The organism is Sphingobium sp. ba1 (assembly GCF_000743655.1).
In the GTDB taxonomy this organism is placed as follows: Bacteria; Pseudomonadota; Alphaproteobacteria; order Sphingomonadales; family Sphingomonadaceae; genus Sphingobium.
Genome location: NZ_JPPQ01000069.1, coordinates 1,144,066 through 1,161,574, shown reverse-complemented (window position 1 = coordinate 1,161,574; position 17,509 = coordinate 1,144,066). Strand labels below are relative to the sequence as shown.

15 protein-coding genes and 1 pseudogene are annotated in these 17,509 nt (G+C 64.5%); 7 read left to right on the top strand and 9 right to left on the bottom strand.

What is annotated here, in order from left to right; translation table 11 throughout:
• The first annotated feature begins 89 nt into the window (after positions 1-89).
• From IL54_RS08690 to IL54_RS25890, 4 genes and pseudogenes are all read left to right on the top strand, one after another.
• Positions 90-2,957 carry a M16 family metallopeptidase gene (locus IL54_RS08690; RefSeq protein WP_037474838.1) on the top strand — a complete coding sequence of 956 codons (2,868 nt, stop codon included), beginning with the start codon at positions 90-92 and terminating at the stop codon, positions 2,955-2,957.
• A gap of 25 nt (positions 2,958-2,982) precedes the next feature.
• Entirely contained in the window at positions 2,983-3,285 is a 303-nt protein-coding gene (locus tag IL54_RS08685; RefSeq protein ID WP_037474835.1) for a hypothetical protein, read from the top strand.
• Positions 3,286-3,386: 101 nt separating this feature from the next.
• Complete coding sequence (locus IL54_RS08680; protein WP_037474833.1) at positions 3,387-3,839, top strand: MarR family winged helix-turn-helix transcriptional regulator; 453 nt, start codon at positions 3,387-3,389, stop codon at positions 3,837-3,839.
• Positions 3,840-4,014: 175 nt separating this feature from the next.
• Positions 4,015-4,848: pseudogene (locus IL54_RS25890) on the top strand (DDE-type integrase/transposase/recombinase); the annotation flags it as partial.
• Positions 4,849-5,037: 189 nt separating this feature from the next.
• Here IL54_RS25890 and IL54_RS08665 read toward each other — a convergent pair.
• On the bottom strand, positions 5,038-6,288 hold the full coding sequence (locus tag IL54_RS08665) for a dicarboxylate/amino acid:cation symporter (protein ID WP_052027768.1): 1,251 nt from the start codon (positions 6,286-6,288) through the stop codon (positions 5,038-5,040).
• Between the two features lie 216 nt (positions 6,289-6,504).
• Between IL54_RS08665 and IL54_RS08660 the strand changes: the two genes are divergently transcribed.
• Positions 6,505-7,389: a bestrophin family protein gene (locus IL54_RS08660; protein WP_037474822.1), complete on the top strand. Its 885-nt coding sequence runs from the start codon at positions 6,505-6,507 to the stop codon at positions 7,387-7,389.
• A 53-nt stretch (positions 7,390-7,442) separates the two neighbouring features.
• On the opposite strand, the gene IL54_RS08655 is transcribed toward IL54_RS08660, so the two are convergent.
• Positions 7,443-9,020, bottom strand: coding sequence for a peptide chain release factor 3 (locus IL54_RS08655; RefSeq protein WP_037474817.1), 1,578 nt, complete (start codon positions 9,018-9,020; stop codon positions 7,443-7,445).
• 143 nt (positions 9,021-9,163) lie between these two features.
• Positions 9,164-10,048, bottom strand: a complete 885-nt coding sequence (locus tag IL54_RS08650) for an aldose 1-epimerase family protein (protein ID WP_037478176.1) — start codon at positions 10,046-10,048, stop codon at positions 9,164-9,166.
• A gap of 121 nt (positions 10,049-10,169) precedes the next feature.
• On the opposite strand from IL54_RS08650, the gene IL54_RS08645 reads away from it, so the two are divergent.
• Positions 10,170-10,709 (top strand): hypothetical protein, encoded by a 540-nt coding sequence (locus IL54_RS08645; RefSeq protein ID WP_037474814.1) that lies wholly within the window; start codon positions 10,170-10,172, stop codon positions 10,707-10,709.
• 91 nt (positions 10,710-10,800) lie between these two features.
• Here IL54_RS08645 and pheT read toward each other — a convergent pair whose 3' ends face one another.
• The 6 genes from pheT to rpmI form a co-directional block, all read right to left on the bottom strand.
• Positions 10,801-13,218, bottom strand: coding sequence for a phenylalanine--tRNA ligase subunit beta (gene pheT / locus IL54_RS08640; RefSeq protein ID WP_037474812.1), 2,418 nt, complete (start codon positions 13,216-13,218; stop codon positions 10,801-10,803).
• Positions 13,215-14,306, bottom strand: a complete 1,092-nt coding sequence (gene pheS, locus IL54_RS08635) for a phenylalanine--tRNA ligase subunit alpha (protein WP_037474810.1) — start codon at positions 14,304-14,306, stop codon at positions 13,215-13,217. The genes pheT and pheS overlap by 4 nt, the downstream gene beginning before the upstream one ends.
• A gap of 51 nt (positions 14,307-14,357) precedes the next feature.
• Positions 14,358-14,693 (bottom strand): GIY-YIG nuclease family protein, encoded by a 336-nt coding sequence (locus tag IL54_RS08630; protein ID WP_037474808.1) that lies wholly within the window; start codon positions 14,691-14,693, stop codon positions 14,358-14,360.
• Positions 14,694-14,816: 123 nt separating this feature from the next.
• Positions 14,817-15,431 (bottom strand): LysE family translocator, encoded by a 615-nt coding sequence (locus IL54_RS08625; protein WP_037474807.1) that lies wholly within the window; start codon positions 15,429-15,431, stop codon positions 14,817-14,819.
• Between the two features lie 215 nt (positions 15,432-15,646).
• Positions 15,647-16,009 (bottom strand): 50S ribosomal protein L20, encoded by a 363-nt coding sequence (gene rplT, locus IL54_RS08620; protein ID WP_037474806.1) that lies wholly within the window; start codon positions 16,007-16,009, stop codon positions 15,647-15,649.
• A 13-nt stretch (positions 16,010-16,022) separates the two neighbouring features.
• On the bottom strand, positions 16,023-16,226 hold the full coding sequence (gene rpmI / locus IL54_RS08615) for a 50S ribosomal protein L35 (protein ID WP_004208916.1): 204 nt from the start codon (positions 16,224-16,226) through the stop codon (positions 16,023-16,025).
• Between the two features lie 177 nt (positions 16,227-16,403).
• Between rpmI and IL54_RS08610 the strand changes: the two genes are divergently transcribed.
• The coding region (locus IL54_RS08610; RefSeq protein WP_443211295.1) for an AsmA family protein at positions 16,404-17,509 on the top strand (1,106 nt) is incomplete at its 3' end.

The following is a 17,509-nucleotide window of genomic DNA, read 5'->3' as shown; positions in this document are numbered from 1 at the left end:
TATGCGTATTGCGCTGCTAAAACGCCCCGCTATTCTAGCGCCATCCTGCGGGCGGTTTCACCCCGCTGCTTTTGTCAGAAGGCTCCTTCATGATCCTGTCTTCCCTGCCGCGCCGCCTGCCCCTGCTGATCGGCCTGTCCATGCTGGCGATGACGCCCGTGACGGAGGCGCTGGCGCAGGGTGCGGCCGCCGTCGCCGCGCCTGCGCCGCTTTCCAGCCTAGTGTCGGCGGTCGATATTCCCTATGAAGAGTTCACGCTGAAGAACGGGCTGCGCGTCATCGTCCATACCGACCGCAAGGCGCCGGTGGTGGCGGTGTCGGTCTGGTATCATGTCGGGTCGCGCTTCGAGCCTGCGGGCAAGACCGGCTTTGCGCATTTGTTCGAGCATCTGATGTTCTATGGCTCGGAAAATGCCGATGGGCCGTTCTTCGGGCGTTTGGAGGATATCGGCGCGACCGATTGGAACGGGACGACCTGGTTCGATCGCACCAATTATTTCGAGACGGTGCCAACCGGCGCGCTCGACCGGGCGCTGTTCCTGGAATCGGACCGGATGGGGCATTTGCTGGGCGCGGTGACGCAGGCGAAGCTGGATACCCAGCGTGGCGTCGTCCAGAATGAAAAGCGGATGGGCGAGAACCAGCCCTATGGCCTGGTCGAATATGCGCAGCTCGCCGCTTTGCTGCCCGAAGGCCATCCCTATCGCCACTCCACCATCGGGTCGATGGCGGATCTGAATGCCGCGAGCCTCGCTGATGTGCAGATGTGGTTCAAGACGCATTATGGCCCGAACAATGCGGTGCTGGTGCTGGCGGGCGATATCGACATGGCGACCGCGAAGAAGAAGGTGGAACGCTGGTTCGGCAATATCCCGGCTGGCCCGCCGCCCCAGGATGTGGACGCGACCGTGCCGACGCTCGACAAGGATGTCGAGAAGTTGATGAAGGATAATGTCGCGGCGACGCGGCTCTATCGCAACTGGGTGGTGCCGGGTGTCAATAGCGCGGACCTGCCTGCGCTTGACCTCGCGCTATCGGTTTTTGGCGGGCTGGGATCGTCGCGGCTCTATACGACGCTGGTGCGCGACGAGAAGGTGGCGGTGGGCGTCAAGGCCAATGTCCAGCCGTTCGAGAAGCTGAGCATCGCCGAGATCACGGTGGACGTGAAGCCGGGTGAAGATGCGGTGGCGGTGGGCAAGCGGCTCGACCAACTGCTGGCCGATTATCTGGCCAAGGGGCCAAGCGCCGACGAGGTGCAGCGCGCCGCGACCCAGCGGGTGGCGGGGACGATTTCGGGCCTGGAGCAAGTCGGCGGCTTTTCCGGCAAGGCGGTGACGCTGGCCGAGGGGGCGGTCTATTCGGATGACCCGGCGACCTACAAGAAGGATCTGGCCGCGTATGCCGCTGCGACCCCGGCACAGGTGACGGAAGCCGCGCGCAAATGGCTGGGACGGCCCGTGTTCCGCCTGACGGTGGCACCGGGCGAGCGGACGGCGGCGGATAATGCGCTGGCGGGCAATGCGACGATGCAACCCGCTTATTTCCGCGATCCCGATGCGCCTGCGCCCACGGCCGCAACGCCGCCCAAGCCGACCAAGATTGCCGAGCCGCCAATCGAGCCGGTCGCTGACCTCGACTTTCCGCCGTTCGAACATGCCAAGCTCAGCAACGGCATTCCGGTCGTCTTCGCGCGCCGCGCCACGGTGCCGACGGTGCGGGTGTCGGTGGCGTTCGATGCGGGCAATGCCGCCGATGACCGGACGAAGCTGGGCACGGCGGCGCTGACCACGGCGTTGCTGGACGAAGGGACCAAGACCCGCAGTTCGCTCACCATCGCGCAGGAACAGGAGCGGCTGGGCGCGGCGGTGAGCGCGGGCAACAGCATGGATCGCACCACGGTCGGCCTGTTCGCGCTCAAGCCCAATCTGGATGCCTCGCTTGGCTTGCTGGCCGATGTGGTGCGCAATCCGGCCTTTGCCCCGGCGGAGGTCGAGCGGCTGCGTGGTCAGATGCTGACCCGGATCGCGGCGGAGAAGACCGAGCCGATGGCGATTGCCCAGCGGATGCTGCCGCCTCTGCTCTATGGCACGGCGCATCCCTATGGCATTCCCTTCACCGGGTCGGGCACCGAGAGCGGGGTCAAGGCGGTGACGCGGGCCGATCTGGTCGCCTTCCATGACGGCTGGCTGCGGCCCGACAATGCCAAGATTTTCGTGACCGGCGACACGACCCTGGCTGAATTGCTGCCCCTGCTGGAAAAGCGCTTTGGCGACTGGAAGGCCCCGGTGGCGGCGAAGGGGACCAAGCTGTTCCGCATGGACCGGATGGCGCGCCCGGCGCGGATCATCCTGATCGACAAGCCGCAAAGCCCGCAGTCGATGATCCTGGCCGGGGTGCTGACCGCCAAGAAGGGCACCGACAATCCGGTGACGCTCCAGTCCGCCAACGAGGTGCTGGGCGGCAGCACGACGTCGCGGCTGACCATGGACCTGCGCGAGACCAAGGGTTGGGCCTATGGCGCGGGGACGGCACTGCCCGGCGTCAAGGACACGATCCCGCTGCTGGTCTATGCGCCGGTGCAGAGCGACAAGACGGGCGAGTCGATCATCGCGGCGCGGCAGGACATCAAGGATTTCCTGACGACCAAGGGCACGACCCAGGCGGAGCGCGACCAGACGATCAACGGACAAATCCTGTCCTTGCCGGGCAGTTTCGAAACCTCGTCCGACCTGCTGGGGGCGATGATGCGCAACGACCTGATCGGCCGGGCGGATGATTTCTACGAGACGCTGCCCAAAATCTACCGGGCGATGACGGCGGCCGATTTCGACAAGGCAGCGCGCGAGGCGATCAACGCCGACGGGCTGATCTGGGTCGTGGTGGGCGACGCGAAACTGGTGCGGCCACAGCTTGACGCGGTGGGCTTGCCGGTCGAAACCGGCACATTGGCTGATTGAGAAAAAGCCTAAAGGAGTGAATGAGATGGCAACTGTCGATGGCGCTTATGATTGCGTGGCCAAGACGCCGATGGGCGACCAGAATGGCGTCTTCACCGTCATCAGCAATGGTGATCGGTTCAATGGCACCTTTGCCGGAATGATGGGATCGCTGGACGTGGTCGATGGCAAGGTCGCGGGCGACGTGCTGACCTGGAAGATGGAGATGACCATGCCGATGCCGATGACGCTGGAATGCGAAGCGACGGTCAGCGGTGACGCGATTACGGGCACGATGCAGCTGGGCGCGTTCGGGGCTTCGGCCTTTACGGGGACGCGGCGGGCCTGACCGGTTGGGGGTTCGGGCGAGGCCCGGACCCCTAAAGCGGACAGCGATGCGGACATAGGTTGCGACTTGTGCCAAATTGATTAGTTAGCTATCTAATCATTATGGCGGACGCGGAACAGGAATTGGCTTTGCTGCATCTGCTGGCTCCGGTCGCGCGCGGCTGGCGGCAGATGGGGGATGCGGCGCTGGCGCAGTTCGGCGTGTCGAGCAGCGCGGGATGGTGCCTGATGCATCTCGATCAGCTTGAGGAGCCGCCGCGACAGGCGGAGCTGGCATTGTTGCTGGATATCAGCCCGCCCTCGCTGGTGCGGACCCTGGACCAGTTGCAGATCGCCGGGTGGATCGAGCGGATCGCCGACCCTGATGACAAACGATCCAATCGGCTGGCGCTGACAGAGGCGGGCAAGGCGCTGGCGGAGAAGATCGCGGCGCGGCTGGCGGAGGTGCGCGAGGGATTGCTGGGTGGGTTGCCCGATGGTGCGGTCGAGGTGGGGGTCGAGTTGCTGGGCTTGCTGAGTTTGCGGATGGCGGAGCAGCGGGCTGGGGTGGAGTAAGTTGCGCGACGTGATGGCGCAGCTTTTGGCGGCACGGATAGAGTTCCCCGGCGGAGGCCGGGGTCCAGTCCAGGGCGTGGAACTGGACCCCGGCCTCCGTGTTTTATCCCGTCTGTTTGTATAGAGTTGTTTGGAGTGGCTGCTGGATTGCGCCATCTTGCCAAGCGAGGATATCATGCAGATCCACTTGCACGCTAATGCCCGAACCACGCCCAAGACGCGGGCTTTGATCCAGTCGAGCGCGCTGTCGGTGGCGCAATTGGCCCGCCAGCTCGGTGTCAGCGAAACCACCGTGCGGCGCTGGAAAGCCAGAGATCGCGTCACCGACGGATCGCACACCCGGCATAGGCTGGGACAAAGCACCTCGCCGACCGACGAAGCGCTCATTCGCGAACTGCGGCAGGATATCGGCCTGAGCCTCGACGACATCGTCCAGGTCATGCAGCGGTGCGTCAATCCCACCCTCTCGCGCAGCGCCATCCACCGCTGCATGAAGCGTATCGGCGTGGCCCAAAGACCCCAGCCCGCAGCCCAGCCTAGCCCCAGCCGCCGCTTCCCCGATGACACACCCTGCGGCTTCATCCATATCGACCTCAAGCATCTCACCCGCCTGCAAGCCCAGCGCGCTTATGTGTTCGTCGCCATCGACCGCGCCACCCGCTTCGTCCATATCGAGATTGTCCGGCAACGCGATGCCCATAGCATCGCCGCCTGCCTCGAACGATTCCTCGCAGTCTTCCCCCATCAGGTCCACACCATCCTCACCGACAATGGGTCCGAGTTCACGGATCGCTTCGCCGTCGATATGAAGGACAAGCCCCAGGGCAAACCTTCAGGACGACATCCCTTCGATCGCATCTGCCAGGACCGCGCCATCGAGCATCGCCTCACAAAGCCCTTCCACCCCCAGACCAACGGCATGGTCGAACGTTTCAACCGGCGTCTTGCCGAAGCCCTGCGACACCATCCCAGCGCCGGTACCAATCGCGGCAAAAACCACTTCCTGTCTCACGACCAAAGAAATGCCTTCCTCCATCAAACCGTCCAGAACTATAACCGTACAAGGCTGCGATGCCTCAAATACCAGTCCCCAAACGACGCCCTCGCTAATCAGACGGAACTCAACACGAAGGCCGGGGTCCAGTCCCACGGTCATAATTGGGCTCCGGCCTTCGCTAGGGAACCGCCTCCCGCAAGGCTACGAGGCAACGGGGGGCGTTTCCTCCTCACCTGCCGCGATCACCGTCGCCGCGACCAGATCGCCGGTGACGTTGAGCGCGGTGCGGCACATGTCGAGCAATCGGTCGACGCCCAGCACCAGCCCGATGCCTTCGGGCGGTATGCCGACCATCCCCAGGATCATCGCCACGACCGGCAGCGATCCGGCCGGCACGCCCGCCGTGCCGACGCCGCCCAATATGCACATCATCATCACCATGACCTGCTGCGGGATGCTTAGTTCAATGCTGAAAAACTGGGCGAGGAAGATCACGGTGATCCCCTCGAACATCGCCGTGCCATTCTGGTTGGCGGTCGCGCCGATGGTGAGGACGAAGCGGGCGATCCGGCGCGGCAGGCGCAGATTATCCTCCGCCACGCGCAGCGCCGTCGGCAAGGTCGCATTGGAGGAGGCAGTGGCAAAGGCCATGACCGTCGCCTCCTGCACGTCAGCGAAGAAGCGCAGCGGTGACCGTTTGGCGATGAAGGCGATCAGCAGCGAATAGACGCCAAACATCTGGATCGCGAGCGCGAGCAGCACCACACCGACATAGGCCGACAACCGGATCAGCAAATCCCAGCCAAATTGCGACGCCAGATTGAACATGAAACAGGCGATGGCGATCGGCGCGAGGCGGATGACCAGCCCCATCAGCCGCATCGTCACCGCCAGCACGCCCTCCATCGCGGTCAGCAGCATCTGCGTCTGTGGCGTCCGCACCAGCACCAGGCCGATGCCGAAGAAGAGCGAAAAGACCATCACCGCCAATATGTCATTGCCCGCCATGGCCGCGATGATGTTGTCGGGCACGATCGCGATGAAGGCATTGATCCCCTGCGGTGCGTCGCTGCCCCGGCTCAATATAGCCTGCGCTCCCGGTTCCGCATCACTCAGCATCGCGCGCGCAGTGACAGGATCGATGCCCGCGCCTGGCCGCAACAGGTCGACCACCAACAGACTGACCGCCACCGCGATGGCCGACACAATGAGCGTATAGACGAGCGTGCGAAGCCCGACGCGCCGCAACGCCCGAATCTCGCCCATTTCCGCAATCCCGACGATTAGTGCCGATACCAGCAATGGGATAACCAGCATGAACAACAGCCGCAGGAAAATCTGGCCGATCGGCCCGGTGACATAGGTGGTGACGCCCATGACCCAAGGGGCATCGGGTGCGGCCATATAGACAGCGAGGCCCGATAGCAGGCCGATGCCGAACCCCGCGAGCATCTGCCATTGCAGCGATAGCGCTGCGCTTTTCCGGCCGGTTTCGGTGCCTGTCGTGGGTGTCGTGCCGGTCAATGGTTCATCCTTTTGGGCTACCGTTCCGGGTCAACCACTCGGTCGGGGTGCCGGTTGCACGACTTTCCAGTCATTGCGCTATGGTATCGAGGGAGCTTTTACGCGCCTCTCGCGTTGGCGCGGTCCATTCTCCCGGAGACCCCCATGATTGTCGATCCCGTTCCTTCCATGCGGCGCATGGCCTCCGAAGTCTGGAAACCGCTGACGATATTGTTCGTCTGGGACTGCGTCGTCACTCTCACTTATTATGTACTGCCCTTCAATGCACCCTCGCTGCCGCTCACCATCTTCGGCTCGGCGCTGGCCCTGTTCCTCGGCTTTCGCTCGAACTCGGCCTATCAACGCTGGTGGGAAGGGCGGATGCTGTGGGGCGCGATGATCAACGCCTCGCGCAGCCTTGCGCGCGCGACCCGCAATTTCCTGCCTGACCCCGATGGCCGCGACATGAAGCGGGAGATCGTCAAGCGCCAGATCGCCTATGTGAACGCGCTGCGCTGCCAGTTGCGGCGGCAACCTCTCGATGAGGATGTTACGCGCTTTCTGGAGGAAAAGGACAAGGGGCTCGCGCTCGCGCGGACCAATGCCGCCAACGGCCTGCTCGACAGCACCGGCCGCCGTATCGACATGGCCCGGCGCGCAGGCTGGATCGACACGATCCAGCAGACACAGATGGAAGCGGTGCTGGTCGACATCGCCAATGCCCAGGGCGGGATGGAGCGGCTCAAGAACACACCGTTGCCCGTGCAATATCGCTACCTACCGACGATATTCACGCATCTTTTCTGTATCTTCCTGCCGATCGGCCTGGTCGAAACGCTGGGCCTCGCCACCCCGCTCGGCTCGACCGTGGCGGGCCTCATGTTCCTCGCGGTCCTGCGCATCGGCGACGATCTGGTCGATCCCTTCGCCAACACCGTCCACGACGTATCGATGAGCGCCATGTGCCGCACGATCGAGATCGACCTGCTTCAATCCATCGGCACCCCCGCCCCGGAACCGCTCAAACCGGTCCGCGGCTGTCTATGGTGATGGCGGTCGGCAATGGTGCCACCTTGCAGTCACGCGGGTAGCCGCAAGCCGCCCTACCGCTCGCGTGTGGCGCTGAACGTGACTTTGGGGTGGCGTTCCTGTTGGTAGCCGATGTCCCAGGCGCTTCTGGCCATGAAGACGAGATTATCGTCGCGGTCCTTGGCCATATTGGCATTGTTGTAGGAGACCATCTCCTTGATCGCCGCGTCGTCGCCGCCGATCCAGCGGGCGGTGTCGAAGGGTGAGGCTTCCAGCACGGCCGCAACCTTATATTCGGCATCGAGGCGCGAGATCAGCACTTCGAGCTGCAACTGGCCGACCACGCCGACGATCCATTGGCTGCCGATTTCGGGGTAGAAGACCTGGATCACCCCCTCTTCGGACAGGTCGTCCAGCGCCTTGCGCAACTGCTTGGTCTTGGTCGGGTCTTTCAACTGCACACGGCGCAGGATTTCTGGCGCGAAATTGGGCAGGCCGGTGAAGCGCAGGCCGGGCTTCTCCGACAGCGTATCGCCGACGCGCAGCGCGCCATGATTGGGAATGCCGATAATGTCGCCGGGGAAAGCCTCATCCGCCAGCTCGCGATCCTGCGCGAAGAAAAGGATCGGCGAATGGACGGCGAGCGGTTTGCCGGAGCCTGACGGCGTCAGCTTCATGCCGCGTTTGAACTTGCCTGAGACGAGGCGCATGAAGGCGATGCGGTCGCGATGCTGCGGGTCCATATTGGCCTGCACCTTGAAGATGAAGCCGGTGACTTCGCTGGCGTCGGGTTCGACCGCGGCGGGTTCGGCCGGTTGCGCGCGCGGCGGCGGCGCATGGGCGGCGAGCGCGTCGATCAATTCGGTGACGCCGAACAATTTGAGCGCCGAGCCGAAATAAACGGGGGTCAGGTCGCCCTGCCGATAGCGGTCGAGGTCGAAGCTGGCATAGCCCCCCTGCGACAGCTCCGCTTCCTCGCGCAGCCGTTCGAGCGCGCGGGGGGAGAGGAAGTCGCCGAGTTTGGGATCATCGAGGCCGGTAAACTGATGGCGGGTGCCGTCAAATTCCTTGGACGGGCCGGTCGGCTGCATCAGCCGGTTGGTGGCGAAGTCGTAAATGCCTTCAAATTCGCCGCCCATGCCGACCGGCCAGCTCATCGGGCAGACGTCGAGCTGCAGCTGGTCGGCGACCTCATCGAGCAGGCCGAAGGTTTCGCGGCCTTCGCGATCGACCTTGTTGACGAAGGTGATGATGGGCAGGTTGCGCAGGCGGCAAACCTCGAACAATTTGCGCGTCTGCGGCTCGATGCCCTTGGCCGCGTCGATCACCATAACGGCGCTGTCGACGGCGGTCAGGGTGCGATAAGTGTCTTCGGAGAAATCCTCATGCCCCGGCGTGTCGAGCAGGTTGAAGGTGATGGTTTCGCCATCGCGCGTTCGCTCGAACGTCATGACCGAGGAGGTGACGGAAATGCCGCGCTGCTGTTCGATCTTCATCCAGTCCGACCGGGCGCGGCGGTTCTGCCCGCGCGCCTTGACCTCGCCCGCCAGATGGATCGCGCCGCCTTCCAGCAGCAGCTTTTCGGTCAGCGTGGTCTTACCGGCGTCAGGGTGGGAAATGATCGCGAAGGTGCGGCGGGATGGGATGGTCATGATGATTTTCTGGGTCGGGAGTAACTAAACCCGTTCACCCTGAGCGAAGTAGAAGGGCCATGCCGAGCGGAGGCGAGGCACTTCACTGCGTTCAGTGGAAGGCTTCGACTTCGCTCAGCCCGAACGGAAACTGAGTTGCGCCGTTACACGTCCACAAGGCTGACGTCCATGCGGAAGCTGCGGGCGTTGCCGGGGGGGAGGGCCATGATGCCCTGCTTGGCCCAGACGTCGCCGTCGAACCCGACCAGATCCGCCATCCCGGCCCAGGGTTCGACGCACAGATAATGCGCGCCGGGCTTTTGCCACAGACCAAGCCAGGGGGTATCGGGGAAGTCGATCCGCAGCCGGGGCTGGCCGGGCACGCCCCAGAGGAGCGATCGGCTGGCGAGGTCATCCCAGATCAGCGCGTCGCCCGCGAATAGCGCGTGGGTGGGGGCGAGGCTGTCGCCCTCTACCGGCGAGGGCGCGTGTTCGTGGGCGATGAGGCCGGGTTCGTCGCCGACTTTGCGGATGGGGGCGGGTTCGGGATGTTCAAAGACGATGCGATGCTCCTCGACGCTGCCGCCATAGGGGAGCGGCCAAGCGAAGGCGGGGTGATAGCCAAAGGAGAAGGGCATGACCGTCTCGCCCCGATTGGCGACGGTGGCGGTCATGTGCAGCGTGGCGTCGGTCAGCGCGAAACCCATGTCGAAGCGGAAATCGAAGGGATAGATGGCGCGGCTGGCATCGTCCGCCTCCAGCCGGAACAGCGCGCTGTCGTCGCCCTGCTCCACGACCGCGAAGGCGCTGCGGCGGGCGAAGCCATGTTGCGGCATGGGATAGTCCTGGCCGTCCAGCCGATAGACATCGCCGCGCGACCGGCCGACGAAGGGGAAGAGCAGGGGCGCGTGGCCCGTCCACCAGCGCGGATCGGCATCGGTCATCAGGTCGCGGCCATCGGCGTCCCGAAGCGACCAGAGTTCGGCTCCCAAGGGGTTGATGGCGGCGGACAAGGCGGGCGAGGTGATGGCGATAAGGGCGTCGGACAAAGGCGGCTCCTGGGCTGTCCCGCCCCCCATAGCGGTGCGGCATGGGCCTGTCTGCCCCGGCAATCGTTTCGTCTGGGAACTGAAACCCCTGGTCGCTGGTTTTGCGATCGGGAGAAATATCATGAAATCATTTATCGCTGCTGCCACCCTGTCCCTGCTGTTGTCGGGGACCGCGCTGGCGCAGGACAAGGACAAGCCAAGGGACGATACGCTGGACCGGGCGGGCGAGATTGCCAGTCAGCCGGTGCGCGACATCGGGCTTGAGAAGGACGAAATTCCGCCGGTGCTGCTCAAGGCGGTCGAGAATCCCTATGCGTCGCCGCCGTCGCGCACCTGCACCGGGTTGAACCGGGGGCTGGGCGAGTTGAACGCGGTGCTGGGCGATGATTTCGTCGCGGGCAAGGATGCGAACGAAAATCGCACCGGCAAGATCGCGTCGGCGGTCGGCAAGACGGTGGTCAATTCGCTGATCCCGTTCCGCGGGCTGGTGCGCGAGATCAGCGGCGCGGCCCCGGCCGAGCGGCGCTTGCAGGCGGCGGTGACGGCGGGAATCGCGCGGCGCGGCTATCTGCGCGGGCTGGCTTCGGCCAAGGGCTGCAAGATCGCCCCGATCGCGCCGCCGGTGGTGGCGAAGCCCAAGAAGGACGACGATAAGAAGTAAGCCGTTTCGAGCCTGTTCCCCGACGAAGGTCGGGGTCCAGTTCAGAGCGTGGAACTGGACCCCGGCCTCCGCCGGGGAACAGGCTGGCTATTTACCCCCGCAGGACGCCGCCCAGCTTCTGGGCAGCTTTCACGATCGCGGCGCTGATCGCGTCGAGATCATCCTGGGTGAAGCTCTTGTCGCCGGGCTGCAGCGTGACTTCGATGGCGAGGCTCTTATGGCCCTCCTCGACGCCCGGTCCGGTGAAGACGTCGAACAGGCGGGCATCGACGATCGCCTTCTTGTCCGCGCCCTTGACTGCGCGGACCAGCGCGTCGGCTTCCTGCTGCTCCGGCACGACGAAGGCGAAGTCGCGCTTCACCGCCTGGAGCGCGGGCGGCGCGTAGGGCGCGCGCATGAAGCCCGATTTGCGCTTGCCCGGGATGGCATCCAGGAAGATTTCGCCAGCCACCACCGTGCCGGTCAGGCCGAACTGCTTGGCGAGGGCGGGGTGCAGCACGCCATATTCGGCGAGGATCACCTTGGGGCCAAGGCGCAGTGTGCCCGACTGGCCGGGATGATAAGCGCCGGAAGCCTCCCCGAAATTCTGCAGATTGGCGACCGGCGCGCCCGCCGCCGCGAGCAGGGCGACGACTTCGCCCTTGGCATCGAAGGCAGAGAAAGGCTGCGCCTTGCCGGTCTGCCAGCCGCGCGGGGACTGATCGCCGGCCAGCACGAAGCCCACGGTCGCGCGCTCGCCCTGTTTGAAATAGCGGCGGCCAAGCTCGAACAAGCGCACCGAAGAGGCACCACGATCCATGTTGCGGCGGGTCGCCGAGAGCAGGCCGGGCAGCAGTGAGGGGCGCATGACCTTGAGGTCTTCGGAGATCGGGTTGGCCAGCACCCAGTCGCCGCCGCCGACCGATGCGGCTTCCTTTTCGGAGAGGAAGGACCAGTTGATCGCTTCGGACAGGCCGCGCGCAGCCGCCGTGCGGCGCACGCGCCGTTCGACCAGTTGTTCGGGCGTGGCGGTGGGGCGGGCGACGCCCGGCACACGCGGCAATGGGGTGGAGGGCACATGGTCCAGCCCGACGATCCGCACCACTTCCTCGACCAGGTCCGGCCAGCCATCGACGTCGCGCCGCCAGCTGGGCACGGTGACGGCCCAATAGCCGGGCAGGCTGACGGGCATACCGTCCTGATAGTCGAAGCTGGCCGCTTCGCCGGTGACGGTGAAGCCGAGATTGGTCAGGATGCGCTTCTGTTCGTCGGCGGGGACATCGACACCGGCCAGCGCCAGGCACTGGTCGGGATCATAGTCGATGACCTTGGGGGTGAGCGGGGGGCTGCCCGCGCGGGTCGGTTCGCTGGGCGTGCCGCCGCAAAGATGGATGACCAAGCTGGTGGCGATCGACAGGCCGTCGTCGAGGAAGGCGGGGTCGACCCCGCGTTCGAAGCGGCCGCGCGCGTCGGAGGTGAGGCTCAGCTTCTGCCCCGTCATCGCGATCCGTTCGGGCGTGAAATAGGCGCATTCGATCAGCACGTCGGTCGTGCCATCCTGCGCACCCGAATGTTCGCCGCCCATGATGCCGCCAATGTCGTGGACGGCGGTATCGTCGGCGATCACGGTCATCGTGTCATCGACGGTGTAGGTCTTGCCGTTGAGCGCCAATATCTGCTCGCCGGGCTTGCCCTTGCGCGCGACCAGGCCGCCCTTGAGGCTCGCCATGTCGTAGACGTGCAGCGGGCGGCCAAGGTCGATCATGATATAGTTGGTGATGTCGACCAACGTGCTGATCGGCTTCTGGCCGATGGCCTTGAGCCGCCGCGCCATCCATTCGGGCGACGCGCCATTGGTCACGCCGCGCACGGTGCGCGCGTAGAAAGCGGGGCAGCCTTCGGCATCGTCGGTGCGCACGTCCGGGCCGGGGCCGACGCCGGCGATCGGCGGCACGATCAGCGCGTTGAGCGTGCCAAGACCAGCAGCGGCGAGATCGCGCGCGATGCCGCGCACGCCCATGCAATCCTGGCGATTGGGGGTGATCGACACGTCGATGACCGGGTCGTTGAGGCCCGCCCAATCGGCATAGACCTGCCCCACCGGTGCGTCGCCGGGCAGTTCGATGATGCCGTCATGATCGTCGCCCAGTTCCAGCTCGCGCGAGGAACACATCATGCCGTTGGAATCGACGCCGCGAATCGCGGTCTTTTTCAGCACCATGCCATTGGACGGCACGACCGCGCCTTCCGTCCCGAACACGCCGATCAGCCCTGCGCGCGCATTGGGCGCGCCGCAGACGACCTGCAGCGGGGTGCCGTCGCCCTGATTGACCGTCAGCACTTGCAGCTTGTCCGCCTGCGGATGGGGATCGGCGGTCAGCACGCGCGCGATTTTGAACGCGGCGAGCTTTTCGGCGGGGTTTTCGACGCCCTCGACCTCCAGGCCGATGGCGTTGAGCTTCTTGAGGATCGTCGCCAGGTCGGCATCGGTGGCGAGATGCGTTTTGAGCCAGCTGAGCGTGAACTTCATGCGCCTACTCCTCCGCTGAGCGTGGGCACGTCGAGCGCGGAGAAGCCATAATGTTTGAGCCAGCGCAGGTCGCCGTCGAAGAAGGCACGCAAGTCGTTCATCCCATATTTGAGCATGGCAAGCCGGTCGACCCCGGTACCAAAGGCAAAGCCCTGCCACTCGTCGGGGTCGAGGCCACAGCTTTCGATCACGCGGCGATTGACCATGCCGCTGCCCAGCACTTCGAGCCAGCCGCCATCGGGCGCATCGCCGTCGCCGCCGATGACGCGCTGGCCGTTGGTCAGCGTATAGCCGACATCGACCTCGACCGAGGGTTCAGTGAAGGGGAAGTAGCTGGGGCGCAGGCGCAGGACGATATCCTCGCGTTCGAAAAAGGCCTTCAAAAAGGTTTCCAGCGTCCATTTGAGATGGCCGAGCGTGATGCCCTTGTCGATGACGAGGCCTTCGATCTGGTGGAACATCGGTGTATGGGTCGCGTCGCTATCGCTGCGATAGACGCGGCCGGGCGCGATGATGCGGATCGGCGGGGGCGTCGTCATCATCGTGCGGATCTGAACCGGCGAGGTGTGGGTGCGCAGCAGCATCCGCTTCTGCCCCTCCTCGTCGGGGAAGTAAAAGGTGTCGTGCATCGCGCGCGCGGGATGGGTTTCGGGGATGTTGAGCGCGGTGAAATTATGCCAGTCGTCCTCAATCTCCGGCCCGGTCGCGACGGAGAAGCCCAGATCGGCGAAGATTTCGGCCAGTTCATCCATGACCTGACTGACCGGGTGGACGCTGCCTTGCGGCCCCAGATCGGCGGGCAGGGTCATGTCGATCTTTTCCGACGCCAGGCGCGCGTCGAGCGCGGCGCTTTCGAGCGCGGCCTTGCGCGCGGCAATGGCGGCGGTGACGGATTCGCGCAGATCCTGGATCGGCGGGCCTTGTTCCAGCCGTTCTTGCGGCGACATCGGCCCCAGCGTCTTGAGCAGGCCAGTGATGACCCCATTCTTGCCCAAGGCCCCCACCCGCAACGCTTCCACCGCGTCCGGCGTGTCGGCGGCGTCGATGTCGGCGATCAGCCCGGCTTTCAATGCGCTAATGTCTGTCATCTACTGTCATTCCCGCGAAGGCGGGAATCCATCTCCCCGCCTGTCCAAATGTCATGGCGCTCCATTGATGCGCCGACTTTCCAAGGGATCAAATCCCAGATCGACCGCCAAATCTCTCCAGTCGGGATTGGCTTGTTCGATCAGGTTGATTTTCCATGGCCTGTTCCACTTCTTGATCTGCTTTTCACGTCGGATCGCCTCTTCCATCGATCCACCGCTTTGAAACCAGACCAGTCGCTGGATGCCGTAGTCTTTTGCGAAGCCATCGATCAAGCCCGAACGATGCTGATAGAGGCGTTGGAGCAGGTTTGAGGTGACGCCGACGTACAAAGTGCCGTTTTTGTGGCTTGCCAATATGTAGACGGTGGGATCGAAGTCGCGCTGCATCGGCTAGGCCCGGAGATGGATTCCCGCCTTCGCGGGAATGACAAAGTGAGAGGCGGGGATGACGGAAATAGAGAGCGGGAATGACTAAATAAGAGGCGGGGGTGACGGACTGAGAAGTTTAACCTACGCCCGCGCGCCCAGCAACGCGCCGCCGAAGCCGATGAACATGACGCCGGTTGCGCGATTGAAGAGTCGCTGGCGGCTGGCGGGCGCGAGCCAGCGGGCGAGGCGCACGCCGCCGAGTGCATAGACGCTGTACCAGAAACTCTCGATCACCACGAAGGTCAGCACCAGGATGGTGAGCTGAACGCCGAAGGGGCGGTCGGTGTCGATGAACTGGGGGAAGAGCGCGGCGGCGAAGATGATGAGCTTGGGGTTGGAGAGGCCCGTGAGCAGGCCCGTGGCGAAGAGGGCGTGGTGCGAACGGGCGGGAGCGGCGACGGCGGCGTCGCCGACCGGGGCGCGCCAGGCCTTGATCCCCAGCCAGACGAGATAGGCGACACCTGCATAGCGCAGTATGTCGAACAGGCGCGGCGAGGTTTTGAACAGCGCGCCAAGGCCCAGCGCCGAGGCGGCGAGACACAGCAGCACCGCGCTCATCAGCCCCGCCATCGTCGCCATCGCCTTGCGCGGTCCGTGCTGGATGCTCTGCGTCATCACATGCAGCATGTTCGGCCCCGGCGTGGCGGAGATGAGGAAGACGGCGGTGACATAGAGCCACCAGAGATGCAGCGACATGGGGTGGTCCTCAGAGCGACTCCCTCTTCCGTTCGCTTCGAGCGAAGTCGAGAAGCCGATAGCATAGGGCAGGTATGACTTTGCCGAGGTCGGTTCTACCCGTTTCTCGACTTCGCTCGAAACGAACGGATGTACTGCCGTCCGCCAGCCAAACAAAAAGGGCGCCGGAAGCATCTGCCCCGGCGCCCTTTTGACGATCTTGCGATCGATCGACCTTAGGCTGCGGGCAGGGCAGCCTTGGCTTGGGCGATGATGGCGCTGAACGCCTCGCCTTCGTGCATCGCGATGTCGGCCAGAACCTTGCGGTCCAGCTGCACACCGGCGAGCTTCAAGCCATGCATGAACTGCGAATAGGTCAGGCCTTCAGCGCGGACACCCGCGTTGATGCGCTGAATCCACAGGCCACGGAAGCTGCGCTTCTTGACCTTGCGATCGCGGTAAGCGTACTGGCCGGCCTTTTCGACGGCCTGACGGGCGATACGGATGGTATTTTTGCGACGGCCATAATAGCCCTTCGCCTGTACCAGAAGCCGCTTATGCTTGGCGCGGGTGGTTACACCCCGTTTTACGCGTGCCATTGTCCCTTACTCCTTACTTGAGGCCGTAGGGCGCCCAGAGGCGGACGTGAGCCACGTCGGCATCGGACAGCACGGAAGTACCACGGTTCTGGCGAATATATTTGGCGTTGTGGCTGATCAGACGGTGACGCTTGCCAGCGACGCCGTGCTTGACCTTGCCGGAAGCGGTGAACTTGAAGCGCTTCTTCACACCGCTCTTGGTCTTGAGCTTGGGCATTTTCGTCTCCTTTGCGTAGCGCGACGATTACAGACAGCCCCGGCAGCCCTAGTTAGCCGGGCGGTCCCACTGAATATCGCGAAGGGCGCGCCATAAGGGGCGGCCGGGGAAAAGGCAAGCGATTCGCGTTTTGGGGGTCGCGGGAGCCATTTGACGCGCTGGCGCGTTGAGCGCGCGATGGTCGATGCTGAGCCCGAAATGACAGAGCGGCCGACGGCCGGGCGCGGTGCCGCCGTGCGTCATCATGTGACCCGCGCGCGCGAACGGTGGCGCAAATTGCCGCTGCCGGTGAAGATCCTGCTTGGCATCCTGGGCTTTCTCTTTGCGATCTGGCTGATCCTGTTCATCACCAAAGGACGCTTCCTCAAACGGCCGTTCGAGCAGATCGTCGGCAGCCAGTTGGAGCGCGACGTGCGCGTGGGCGGCGATTTCCAGCTCTATTTCGCGCCCTTCTCCATCAAGCTGCTGGCGGAAAAGGCGCGCATCGCCAACCTGCCCTGGGCGAGCCAGCCCGACCTGTTCCGCGCCGACCTGATCGACGCGCGGATCGCGCCGTTCAGCCTGCTCTTCGGCGACCGGGCGCGCCTGTCGTGGCTGGAACTGCGCAATGGCGCGGTGGACCTGGAATGGTCGCGCGACCACAAGCAGAATACATGGACGCTTGGCGACCCGAACTCGGATGGCGAGCCGATGACATGGCCGCTGATCCGGCAGGCGCGGCTGGCGGGGACGACGCTGCGCTATCGCGATCCGCAGATGCAGTTGAACGCCGATATCGGGTTCGAGACGGTGCAGGCGAAGGACACCCGCTTTGCGAGCGACGTGCGGCTGTCGGGCACGGGCAGCATGCGGGGCAAGCCGTTCGACCTCAAGGGCAGCTTGTTGTCCCCCAACGCCACGGTATCGGGCGGCAAGAACAGCTTGGTGCTGCGCGCGGAAGCGGGCGCGACGGTGGTCGATGTCACCGGCACGCTGCGCGGCGCGACCGAATTGGAAGGCAGCGACCTGCAACTGGTGACGCGCGGGCCGAACCTCAGCTTGCTCTTCGATTTCCTGGGCGCGGCGATTCCCGACACGCGCCGCTATCGCTTTACCTCGGCCTTGACCAAGGTGGGCGACGAATGGCGCTTCACCCGGTTGAAGGGGCGTTTTGGCGATAGCGACCTGACCGGGCGCTTTACCGCGTCGCTGCCCAATGGGCGCTTGCTGCTGACGGCGGACCTGGCGACCCAGACGCTCGACATCATCGATGTCGCGCCCTTCTTCGGCTATGATCCGGCCAA